The organism is Rhodococcus sp. AH-ZY2 (genome assembly GCF_030916465.1).
In the GTDB taxonomy this organism is placed as follows: domain Bacteria; phylum Actinomycetota; class Actinomycetes; order Mycobacteriales; family Mycobacteriaceae; genus Rhodococcus; species Rhodococcus ruber.
Window position 1 is genome coordinate 169648 of sequence record NZ_CP126460.1, and the last position, 12459, is coordinate 182106.

General features: G+C 63.2%; 7 protein-coding genes. All 7 read right to left on the reverse strand.

Annotated elements, in window-relative coordinates:
- Positions 1-844 precede the first annotated feature (844 nt).
- Positions 845-1114 carry a helix-turn-helix domain-containing protein gene (locus tag QNA09_RS28285; protein WP_064257730.1) on the reverse strand — a complete coding sequence of 90 codons (270 nt, stop codon included), beginning with the start codon at positions 1112-1114 and terminating at the stop codon, positions 845-847.
- The gene (locus tag QNA09_RS28290) at positions 1111-1998 is read right to left on the reverse strand and encodes a replication initiation protein (protein WP_064257729.1); all 888 of its coding nucleotides are present in this window, start codon (positions 1996-1998) and stop codon (positions 1111-1113) included. Before QNA09_RS28290 ends, QNA09_RS28285 begins: the two co-directional genes overlap by 4 nt.
- Before the next feature lie 413 nt (positions 1999-2411).
- Positions 2412-4403: a cutinase family protein gene (locus QNA09_RS28295; protein ID WP_308072636.1), complete on the reverse strand. Its 1992-nt coding sequence runs from the start codon at positions 4401-4403 to the stop codon at positions 2412-2414.
- A 194-nt stretch (positions 4404-4597) separates the two neighbouring features.
- Entirely contained in the window at positions 4598-5392 is a 795-nt protein-coding gene (locus QNA09_RS28300; RefSeq protein WP_064257727.1) for a hypothetical protein, read from the reverse strand.
- Positions 5393-7207 (reverse strand): hypothetical protein, encoded by a 1815-nt coding sequence (locus tag QNA09_RS28305; protein WP_064257726.1) that lies wholly within the window; start codon positions 7205-7207, stop codon positions 5393-5395. It abuts the gene before it with no gap.
- Positions 7208-7261: 54 nt separating this feature from the next.
- A complete protein-coding gene (locus QNA09_RS28310; protein ID WP_219130580.1) occupies positions 7262-8170 on the reverse strand; it encodes a peptide transporter in 909 nt (302 codons plus the stop codon).
- Positions 8170-8865 carry a ParA family protein gene (locus tag QNA09_RS28315; RefSeq protein ID WP_080597800.1) on the reverse strand — a complete coding sequence of 232 codons (696 nt, stop codon included), beginning with the start codon at positions 8863-8865 and terminating at the stop codon, positions 8170-8172. Before QNA09_RS28315 ends, QNA09_RS28310 begins: the two co-directional genes overlap by 1 nt.
- Between the last annotated feature and the right edge of the window lie 3594 nt (positions 8866-12459).

The window sequence follows — 12459 nt, forward strand, 5'->3', positions numbered from 1 at the left end:
TCCTGCGCCCACCGAGCCGAGACCGTCACGCCCATCAAGGAGTCAGACCAACCGGTCCACGAGATCCATAGTGAAGAGCCGGAAAAGCTGGGTAGACCAGCGGATACCCCCCCGGTCTCGGCCACCACCGGACCGCCGTGCACTTCCGAACGCCTACATCAACGGCCAGTCGGTGGATTCAGGCTTAGATGTAGGTATTCGCAGCGCCTAATCCAGCCGAATGCACAAATCAGAGCAGCGGTCTTCAGCCGCGCGACGAGTGTCGCGTTTGACGATCCGCTCATGCGACACGCTGCGCGGCCGGTGACGCGGTTACGACCCACGTGAAGGTTCGATTCGCGAGCTCAGGCGGCTGGGTGGTTGCCGAGGTACTCGTCGATAGCCGCCTGGATGACCGCGCTCATCGGTTGCCCATCCGATCGGCATACTCCGCCAGTCGCTGCCGATCGGCGTCGGTCAGTCGAACAGCCAGGGGCCAGGTTTCTTCGGCCGCGTCCCCACGGCGCGGCCGGCGGGGGCGATAGCCCGGACGAACCTCCACGGAGTGATCGACCACCTCGTAGGCGCCAGCCTTTACGGCATCAGCAATGCCGCGCATAGTGCGCTTCTCGATCTCTGGCGTTGCTCATATTCCCTCCCGCTGCGTTCTCTGACGCGTCGACTTCAACGACCATCAGTCCGTCGGGGACGCTAACCCACCACTATGGGCACTAATAGTCCATATGACAGCTAATATTCCATATGATACCGGAACATGTCGTATCACTGAACCGAGAAATATATTCATGAACAACGTGGGCGTGCTGGCTCAGCGCTGACATCAGTGTCAACACTCGGCAATTTACTAGTGCTTTCTTTTCGCTTCGCGGGCATCGTGCAGGATCCTGCCGACCGCGCCGGTGGAGATACCCATTTGGTCGGCGATCTCGCGGTACTTCATCCCCTGTTCACGTAGTTCGACGACTTGTGTACGGCGTGCTTGCGCGCGTTCGAGGAAGTCTTTTCGGGGCTCGGCTACTAATCGCCGGGCGGTGCGTTCGGAGGAGCCGAGCCGCTGCGCGAGTTCTTTGGCGGTGATGGCTCGGCGTTGCTTCGCCCTCGCTCCGCCGGTCACAGCGCGTACTCCAAGGCCGTGGCCAGATCGAACTTGGTGGCGCGTTTACGGTTGGCCTCCCGCTTGGCCTCGGTCATGACCTTGCCGCCTTTGCTGCCTCGTACGGCCTGACGGGCGCGGAAGGTGGTCTCGTCGAAGTTGCGCCAGATCCATTTGCCGATGGAATACGCGGTGGCGCGGACTTCGACGAAGGGCAGCGGGTCGGTGAACTCGGTGTTGACGGCGTGGCAGCGTTGCAGCACGAGCTGGAGCCACTGGTTGAGGGTGTCGTTGCGGTGGCTCCACCACTGCGGATAGGCCCACTTGCGGGCGGTGTCGAACATGGTGACGTTGCGGCCCAGCCCGGCAGAGCGGTCTGGTCGGCGCGGCGCCTGACGCGGGGTGTGGATGGTGACCAAGTCCCGCAAGGCGTACGGATCGGCGGTCCCGTAGAGGGTTTCCCAGTCGGGATGAATCGGATTCTTGGTCAGCTGCCCGCCGTAGGAGAAATCCCCACCTACGGACAGGCATAGGCCCCGCTCGATGCGATGCGCCAAGCGCAGGGGCATCATGCGCGCCGAATCGGTGCGGCAGATGCGGTTGTCGCCGAGCCACCAGCCCAGGTGCGCGCGACCGGACGGGGACTGGGACACCCAGCTCGGTGCCGGATGATCCGAGGGTTTTTCGAACGCCCGCAGCGCCGCGTCGGGGTGGTCGCAGTCGATGACGATCGATCCGAGCAAGGCGTGTGGGGAGTGCTGGATGTAACGCATCGTCAAGGCGTCGTCGCGGCTCATCCTGTATTGACCGTGTTCGAGTTGCTTCGTCGCGAACGGACGATGCGGAAGGAGCACCTCGCTGCCCCACTGTTCATCACTGAGGAGCAACACCTTCGCGGTATCCATGCCGAATACTGTGCATCACCAAGATCATTTGTTCGGGTAGGCCAAGCCGAGCCATATCAGGTATCCCCGGGGAGTCCTTGGTCCCCGGACCTCTCGCCTCGCCGAGCTCGACGAAAGCGAATGCACCCCAAACCACGAGCACAGCCTTGTTCACGACGTCCACCGCTCTGCCGCCGCAGCCCGCACCGCCTGAGTGCGCAGCAGGCCACGACCTATTTCCCCGCTACTCAACGCGTCAGGACGGTGCCCGATGTGAAACAGGCCGTCGATGTGAGGGCACGCGAACACCGCCAGACCCTTCTCCCCCCGGTGACGCTTTCGGACCGCCCGCGCGTCACCACGGGTGAGATATCCCCGGTGAGCGCATGTAGCGCACCAGGTCCAGCGGGCAGACGGATTGTGGGCACGGGAACTCATACGGCACGTCCGATCTGAAGATTGAGCCAGTCGGAAAGCCACTGGATGGCATTTCGCCCGGCGTTGTCGACCACGAGAGTGTTGTAGTTGGTGTGAGCGCCAGAGGTGAAGAAACTCGCAGCACTGAGCCCTTCACTGACCAACGCGGCGAGATCCTGAGCACCCTGGGATTGCGAGAGCGTGACCAGAGAGTCCGACAGCTGCGGAAGATCCAGGTTCGCGGCCTGGGTGGTGATACTCGTCGATACAGCGTTCGCCTGCTTGCCCAGCAGCTCCGGCGGGGTCTTGGTGGCCTTACCCGAGAGCATGTCAACCGCAACCGATGCCAGATCCAGCCCCACCGGCAGCAGGCCGGTCATGGCAGCCCCCGCACCGATTGGATCAGGCGCGATCCCCGGCGGCGGGAAGAGCTTTTCGAGAGCTGCCCAGGCGATCTCCTGAATCTGGCCGACGATGTTGGCCAGTCTGATCACATCGACGTTCGACAAGATCGACGACACGAGGGCAGCGATCTGTGTCGCTCCGGATGGGTCCGGGATGACCGCAAGGATTTGTGAGACCCACCGCATGTCGACCTCCGCCGCCATCTTCACCAACGGCGAGAACTGGTTGTTCAACTCACCTGCGATCTGGTGGGCTCCGTGCGCGTCGAGCGCAGCGACCTTCTGCGGCAGCAGGGCCAGGTTGTTGAGAATGCCGGGCAGGTCCAAGGAAGTCACGCCGGTAGCGACGTTGAGGACCTGGTTGACCACCACGGTCGGTTTGAGCACCGACAGCACACTGGTGGCCGAACTGAGCGCATCAACAGGGGTGGAAACCAGCGGTCCGACCTGGCCGGTCAGCAGGTTTGCATTGTCGGCAAGCGTCTGGATCTCGGGCGCAGAGGACGGGAGGCTGGCGGAGGCGCCCCCGGCAAGGGTACTCGCGGTGTCCGCGATCTCGAGGGCCGCGTTGAAGGCACTTTTGAGGTCGGATTGCCCCGCGCGGGTGAGGACTTCACCAGCAGTGTGCTCGGCGGTCCCGACCGGCGCGGCGAGGAGCTGGCCGTTCGCCGCGGGGTTCGCTGCACCGGAACTGAGGAGATCGGTCAGCGGAGCGAGGGTCTTCGCGATGGATCGGGCGGTGTCGGCCACCTGGTCGATATCGACAGTCGGTGCCGTCAGCTGCTGCCCAACAGTGGCCACCTCGGTCCCCAGGGCCGGCAGATCCGCATCAGAGAAGTCGGAGGTCAGGGCCGCGGCGAGCTGCGTGTGGACCCCAGATTCCGCAGTGGGGACAGCACCGACGCTCGAGCTCTTGCTCAGGATCGACCCCAGTGAGCCGAGCAACGGGCTCGATCCCTTCTCGATCGAGCAGTACAGATCCCCCGGGTCGCAGATCGAGGCGACGCGGCCGGACAGGGCCCCCATTCCCTGGGGTCGCGGATCAGCGATGCCTTGCCCGGACGTGCGCGGGCCCACGGTCGCTGACCCTTTCGTTCCTGCCCCAGGATCTGCCAACAGACCGACTGCGAGTACACGGCTGGCGTCGACGGGCCCTCTACCATTGCCGATGTCGGAAGCGATGTCGCCGGCGGCATCGGCGCCCTGCGAGTAGCCGATCATCGTGAACTTGGTTCGGGGGCACGAGTTCGCGACGTCTGCGAGGACCTGCTTGGCCTTCGACACCGCGTCGGCCTTGCTGTCGGCGTAGGTGTGGCCGTTGTCGAAGGCTCTGGCCATGTACGGCAACGTGTAGACCTCGACGGCACTGCCGTGGGTGTTCTCAAGCGCGTCGGCGATCGGCTTGAGCATGCCCACCGGCTGACTGGGGTCTGCGTTTTCGTCGGTCTCCCAGGTGCCGGGAATGAAGAGGTTGAACGTCGCCGCGCACTTGGTCGGAGCCGCATGCGCGATCACAGGTGCAGTGAGTAGCGCGCTTCCGCTCGCGACGGTCGCGGTGGCAACCAGCGCAACAGTGCGGCGGGACCTCGAATGTCTGACAGGCATGGGTACCTCTGATGACCGAATGGGGATGTGCCTGCATACGTTCACCCACAACCGGGGTTTTTCCCAACGGGGTGAACTACTTCTCGGACCCGCTTTTCGCTGCTTGAACCGCGCACATGACCGGCCTCAAAGACACGCGCCGAACCGTGGAGGGGCCGCCCCGCATAGCGGAAGCGGCCCTCGGTGACCTTGCCTCAGTGCCAGGTGACGTCGATCTTGTCGATGGCGTCGAAGTGGAAGCCGAACTGATCGCTGTAGACATCGAATCCCTTGTTCTCGGGATAGTCGATCGTCGCGTGGCGTTCGAGGATAGCAACGACTCGGGCTTGGTCGTCGTTGGCCAGCGCTGCAGCCAACGCTTGCGATTCTGCGGCACTGAAGGGGATATCGGAGTTACCGAAATCCAGTGTGCGGGTGCGGTAATCGTAGCCGGATTCATCGCCGTTGCGGACGTGCACGCGTCCGGTGACCCGGATGGTGGCGATCTTCGGTGTGCCGTCGGGGTTGAGAACCCCGGCCTTGCCCATGATGTCCTTGGCCTTGACATCCTTGAGTTTCGACCGTGCATCGTTGCGCAGCTCGTTGGTCTTTCCGGAGATGTACTTGCGTACCGAGGACGGGCTGCGGCCGATCTTCTTGGCTACCTCGTTCACTCCCCCGAGCCGTGCGATGGCGGCGCGACGTTGGGCCAACTCGACCACCTCGGCATGGGGGATGCGTCCTTGCTGCGCCCAGCGGCGCAGAGTCCGGTCCGACGGCGGTGTACGGCCGGCATCGATGGCGGCCTGCCGCAAACCGTCGTTCCCGATCTCGGTCCGGAGCTGTCTGACCGAGACCCTCGAGGTCAATCCGGCCAGCCCCCTACTTGTTTGTTGTGCTTTGGCGACTCCCTCGGCTGCCGCAGCCGCAACAGTGACGTTCATACCGTCGAGGCCGACGGTTTTCTGCGGGACGGATTTCGACCGCGGCTTCGGTAGGTGCAGTGCCACCTAGTCCTCCTGGTCCGGTGAACCGTAGGCTGCGGCGATCGCGAGACGAACGTCATGGGTGGTCTCTGCGGCCGCGAACGCCAGGAGCATCTCGTCGGTCAGCGCTACTTGCTTCTCCAAGGTCATCTTGCCGAGCGCGTCGCTGTCGTCGGCGAGATCCTGCTCCTCCCCCACTAGATACACCCAGGAGTCGGTCATGGTGCGGATCGGCCAGCGTCCGGTTTCACGGGCGATGCGCATCGCCACTCGGCGTCCACGCCAGCGGCAGTGCGCCATGATCGCCGCACGCCACAGGGGCTGGTGGTGGTGCTGCATGCGGGTGGCGGTCCACATGTCGGGGTTTACCATCCGGCCGACGTAGCCCTTGTAGCAGGCGCCGAGGAACCGTTTCATCGCTACATCGCCGGTCTCGGCCGTGACAGCGCGGGCCTCGCGCAGCACTTTGGCCCACTTGTCGAGGGCGCGGCCTTGTTCTTCGTAGACCCAGGCCTCGGTGATGTCGAGGTCATCGACGTCCAGGCCCATCCCGCCGTCTGCGATGGGTGCGCACAATCCGTCGAGGCTGACGGTGGTGATCCATGTTCGTACGGGTTGGTCGTCGAGCATCGCCGGGTGCGGCAGCGGCAGTTTTTCCGGCAGCGCGTACTGCGCGGCGGCGGGCAGAGTCACGCGCCAGATTCCGAATGCCGGCTTGTCGACTGCTGCCGCGGCCGCGGCGTCGGCACCTAGGAGGTTGCGGATTCGGCCGTAGCCGAAGGACAACATTCCTGCGGAGGCGAGGTAGGCGGCGCGCTGGTCGATGGTGACCAGTGAGGTGGCACCGTCGAGATCGTCGGTATCCGGGATGCGGGACCAGCCGGCGGGGGGTTCGAAGTCTCCGCGTGGGGCTCCGTCGATCGGTGGGATCGGGCCGCCGGCGGTGACGACGATGCCCTTGCCGGTGCGGAGGCGTTCGCGGCGGATCTTGTCCAGGACTGCAGCGCCGGTGCGGGCGGGAGTCGGTCCGGGCAGGGTGTCGAGGTGTTTGATGGACCAGGCGAGGCGGCGGCCGAGTTCGCGGGCGGCGGGAAGGTCGTCGTCAGGGAGATAGGTGCCAGCGGCGGGATTGCCGAGGATGCCCATGTCTCCGACACGGTTTCCCCAACCGAAGTCCTTGTTCCAATACGTCCATACGTAGGGCTCGAGGACGAGGTCGACCATCTGGGTGGCCTTGCCGACCTTGCGGATGAGGTGGATGACGTAGCCGGGGTCGCCGCGGAGTTCCCATCCTGCAGCAATCAGAGGCGGCAGGGTTGCGGCGATGGCGTGGGTCAGTTCGGTCGCTGCGCGTTGACGGAGTTGTTCGAGGTCGTCGACGTCGTCTTCGCTGCCGGGATCGATGGTCCATCCGAGCTGGGCGCAGGAGTCGATACCGACGAACCACACCTGGGCGGTGAGTCCGTGGGGGGTCAGCGCTGCCCAGTGCAGCAGCTTGTCCAGCTTCTCGATCGAGTCGACCGGCCCGGTCAGCCGAACGCCCGAGGGTGTGTACGTCGCTGCGGCGGTGACAATGATCGCGTGACCGTCCGCGTCCTCGGTCACAGGCAGGGATTCCCACGGGCGGACCTCGGTCGCCGGCTTCTCCACCTCATCGATGTCGGCAACGTCAACGGGGTCGGGTGGGGCGGTTTCTGCATCGGCCGACTGCAGGTCGTCCTTTGCTGGTGGCGGTGGTGCCTCGGTCGCTGTGTCTTCGGGTGCGACCGAACCGTTCAGCGGCTTTTCAGGTTCGGGGTCGAGGTCGAAAAGGGCGATCTGGTCGTCGATTCCGCTCATCGGCTCACCACTGCAGTCCTTCTGCGATCCACCGAACCTGTCTCCGAGTCGCGGTTACCGGAGCTCGAGTGCATCGATGAGCTTGCGGCGCTCGTCGTCGGTGAAGTGCTTCCGCACCGCCGCGGCCAGCACATCCGGATCCGCCCCCAGACGCTTGAGCGCCTGAGCCACCTTGTCCACCGGCTCGAGCTTGCTCGCAGGCTCTTTCGGCTGCGGCGCGTCGGGCTCCGCAGTCTCTGCGTCGGCTTCCGGCTCCGGATTCTGGGCCGCTTCCCACGCCGCGACCTGCTCCTCGAGCGGAACCCGGGCTAACGAGCGGGCCTGGCGCACAGCGAGATCACCTGCACGCAGGGCTGCTTGCAGCTCGGGGGCGAGTTTGAGCAGAGCGCGGCGTTGGGACACCCAGCCTTTGGACCGGCCGAGTTTCTTCGCTGCCGCGTCTGCGCTCCCGAACTCGGAGACCATCAACTCGACGGCCTTGGCTTCTTCGAGGACGTCGAAGTCGCGGCGGTCGATGTTCTCACTCGTTGCCGCCCACAGGATTTCGCCCTTGTCGACGGCGATGCTGTCGCGTAGCACCACATCGAGGCCGGGGCGGCCGTATTTCTGGGCGGCGGCGAGCCGGCGGTTGCCGTTGACAACGATGTACTGCGCTGCACCGAGGTCGTCTTCGTCTTCGGGCCACAGTTTCAGCCAGGCTGTGCGGCTGACGACGGTGCCGGGTTGCAGCTGCCGGTCGGCGATCGTGGCCAGATCCGACAGATCACCGAGTTCGTCGCGCGGGTTGCGGGGGTTGGCGATGAGCTGATCGACCGGAACATCGGCGAGCAGTTGGCCTTCGAGCGGCTCGATCGTCGTCTTCGTCTTCGTGGGTGTGGGGGTACGCTTGCGGTCGACCGGAGAATTGTCGCCGACTGCTCCGACGAGGGAGGCGAAGTTCGCGCGCCCACCCTTGGGCGGCATCAGCGACCACCGTCCGCGAGCTCAAGGCTGAGCTTGTAGAAATCCTCCCGCGCCTGCAACGAGACGCGGTTGGCTTCGTACTCGGTGACCACACGGCCTTCGGCAGCGGCGCGGGTGTGGACCTTGTAGTGCCGCACCACCGTTCGCGCCAGCGGCCAGCCGTTGGCCTGGACGAACTCGCGGGTCTGCTCGAGGTCGACCTTGCCGTCGCGGGGATCCCAATTGTTCACCACAACAATGAATTTCTTGCCGAGCGGTTCGATGACCTGCTTGATGGTGCGCGCGGTGGGATCGAAGCACAGCGGTTCGGGTTCGATCGGAACGATGACGAGATCGGCGACCTCGAGCACGGCGCGCAGGGCGTCGGCGGAACTGCCGGTGCCGAGCACATCGGTGCCGTCGTCGGCGCCGGACAGGTCGATCCAGCCCGGGGTGTCGACGTAGACGTGCTTGATGCCGGGCAGCTTGTCGAGATTACGTAGCACGTCGAGGTTGTCGTGGACCTGATCGATCAGAAACGGCAACTCCTCGACGCGCGAAGCCCACCAGACTGCGGAGCCCTGGGGGTCGACCGAGATCGCGGCGACCGGGGACTGAACATCGTCGTCGTCACCTGCGGTGAGGACATCCGCTTTGACGGCGGCGAGGTTCATGGTGAGCGTCGATTTTCCGACGCCACCTTTTTGGTTGAGCATGACATGAACAGCCACAGGTTACCTCCGTATGCTTCACCCCAGGGTGGGGCTACTTCGGACTCGCGTCGTCATCGTTTGGCGGAGATGACGATTGCGCCTGCACCACTGTAACGGTTCCGATGCAGTTTCATGAGGCGCGCAACTCGTACAATAGACCCTTACGGGTCTACCGAACAAGCTTTCGCCGTATCATCGCAGATGTGCTTCGCTACCTGACTTTGCACGAAGTTGCCGACCGTGTCGGCATCACCTACAACACCGCCAAAGGCTATCTACGGAAAGGCGTTCTGCCGCAAGCCGATGCGTCGATCGGGCCCCGGTTCGGTTGGCTCCCTGAGACTGTCGACGCGTGGATGGAAACGCGGCCGGGTCGAGGTCGAAGGGTACACAAGGGCACTCCCCCGACTCGAGTCCGCCTCGGTTCTGGGCCGAAAAACTTTGATCGCTTCGGCGTGTCACCGGCACCGTTGCGAAGGCATCATGCATGAGGCGGAACGCGGTGTTGATTCTACCGTTCGAGGGTTACCTCTACCCTGATTCCATTTCGTCACAGTGACGATGAATTATCACGCCGACCGTCATGCGCGACAAAGCGTGCACGATGCTTTTCGGCGCTATACGCAACACTGCCCTGGTGGAACTCGCTGAAGGAGGACAGTATCCCGGCGCTCCTTGCGCCGTCGCCGATCGGCGCATTCCGCTTCAATGGTCGCCCGATACCGTTTGCCGAAGCGGCAGTTTACCGCGGTAAACTGCCGTAGGTTTTGGCCTCGGCGCTCCGTCCATCGACGGATATTATCAGGAAGATCCTCATTTCCATGCCGTTGTCTTGAGCACGCAACCGATGTGTCACCTGCGCTGCTCGTTCATACACGGGTCGACTCAGGGCTCGAACAGCCGAACGCGTGACCTCCCCGGCTCCTCACAACCAAGGAACAACCGAACCTTGGCCGATGCCCGGTGGCACGGATCTAACTACAGTGGCGTTGGTTTCTCAATCCTCCCCGACCACCACTCCTAGCAACCCATCCCTACAAAACTGGACTGCGTGAGTGCATCCGCGGAGTGTCGTCGCATGTCGTGTCTCGATGCGACTGCCTCGTTTACCGCGGTAAACGAGGCAGTCGCAAAGGTCGCCTCTAGCTTGCGTTGGGAGCTCGTCGCGGCCCGCATCAGATGCGCTTCACCTCTGGACAGACAACATCCGCAAGGGGTTTACCGCGGTAAACCAGCCCAGCCTATGTCCTCCAGTGACGAATGTGTGCCGCTCAATCCGCCTTTCCGTTATCCGCCGATATCCGTCCGCGAGATCATGAGGCGTGGGTCGATCTATGCGGGTTTACCGCGGTAAACGAATCCCTGCCCCACTCCCCCGCCTGAACGGGTTTCGGGGCAACCTGTTGCAGCAGAGTCACGGTTGACGGGAGGTGAGACAGAATGCACCGAACGTGCGTCTCGTGTTCGATTCGCCTGTCCCACCGTGCACTGGTGTTGTTTACCGCGGTAAACAACGCGGACCTGTGGTCGGTCCTCCGCGTAGCTCACTCCTACAACCGAGGCTCCGATTCGTGCCGGCGAGAGTGGATCTCACTATAGATACCGAGACGCTCTATGTCAGAACCCCTATAGCCAGTGCGGTTTACCGCGGTAAACCGCACTGGCCCCGGACTATCTGATCGTGTCCTTCTCCAGCTCTAGTGCGCTAGCAGAATCCAACTCGCCTTGGCGGTTTACCGCGGTAAACCGCCAAGGCGAGTTATTCGGGACCGAAGATTACTCGTCTCGACGGAACATACCCTCGATGTCAGTGACCTGTCCGAGATGCGATGTCTCTTAGCGGTCTGGGTGCAACCGGCAAGGAAGGGGCAATGCACTGAACAAGCCGAGATGCGAACAGCGGAGCAGGACTGTCTTCCGCGGTACTGGTTTACCGCGGTAAACCAGTACCGCGACAACATTGATCAAGCTCGCATCCTGGCGCTCTCGCTCAGGAGATTCTGTTCCTGGTTTACCGCGGTAAACCAGGAACGGTTCAGGGGTGGACGTCGACTGGACACGGACTTGCTGTTTACCGCGGTAAACAGCGGGCCGCTGCAAGAAGATCGTTGATGCGAAGCGCAACCGATCGAAGGGCGCAGACGGTCGAGCAACTGCCATGGTCGGTGAATAGCCGGCGAGAGGATTCGCTTCTTGCCCGTGGTTTACCGCGGTAAACCAATTAAGCGGAGGCAGGGTATCCCGCCGTCGAGCAACTCAGAGGTAAGCCGGTGGTCGTCGAGCCTGTCGTTTACCGCGGTAAACCGAAGACACACCTAAGGTGGTTTGGGCTCGTCCGAGACGTGCTTTTGAACCACCTTGCCGCCTGACCGCGATAGCACAGCCTAGGAGCCCATAGCGGGCTCGGAAGTGATAGCCATCACCGCCACGGAGAACAGGACGAGATCACTGGAGATCAGATGAGGGGGTGGAGAGGTCGGGTTTACCGCGGTAAACCGCGGAGTCAACTCCTACGCGAAGACGCACCTTGGCAATAGCCCACTCCGCCGCACAGGGAAATCTCATGGTTTACCGCGGTAAACCATGGGCACGCACTCATCGCTGGGCCGACACACCGCTCAAGGATGAGGTCTGGGTTCGTCAAACTTACCTGCTGGTGGCGACACTCGAGCGTGCCGTCAGTCAACACATTCCGGGCGTCCTAAGCGCGTTTCTCTTGCAACACGCTGCGGATCCGCGCCATCGCGGTACGCCGAACGCTTTCCGATGCAGTCTCTTGCGCTCGTTCCACCATCGCGAGTGCAGCTGCATGACGTTCGGCATCGCGACGTCGTTTCGCGGCCTCGGCACGCTCGGTGGGGGAGGGGAGTGACCAGTCGATCGCGGAGAGTCTCCATCGAAGGTATCGGACAGGATGCTTTAGCGAACCTCGCGTAGGCCACATCCAACCACGTCGCCGAGTGTCTTCAGTGAGCGCAACGGCGATATCGCGACCACTCCAACGCTCCGGATCGACGTAATGGTCTCTGAGAGCCTCACAGACGGACCCGATATGCTCGCCGGTGTCCAGACATGGAGCATGCGCAATTAATCCCGCAGCAGCCTTCTGGAGGCTGATTGGGCGCGGCTCTCGGGGCTGTTCTTGAGAGTCATCCTGCCAGCGCGCGCTCGCGCGCGTTGTCTTGTACTTCTTAACAGAAGTACAAGTACTAAAAGATAGAGCAACAGATTGGGGGCCACGGTCCCGGCTCTGGGGATAACGCGGCCGCCGCGGTTCGTTGGTTGCCGCGGGCGTCCTGGTCCAGCGCTGCGCGGGAGACGTCGCCTGGGGCAGGCGGTCGCGGGTGGTCCGAAGGACGACTGATCTGGGGGAGAGCAGAGCCCAGACGCTGGTGGCCTTGATCTGTTTACGTCCATGATGCGCTTCAGCTGCCCACTGTTCGAGTGTACGTAGGAAACGTCCTCGGACCATCTCGCGGGCCAACCCGAACTCGACCAGCACTCGTCGAGCGCGCTTGAGAACAGTGACAGACACCCCTGCGCGTTCTGCGAGTACTTCGCGGGACGCTGTGACGCGTCGGCCTGTCCGCTGATCCG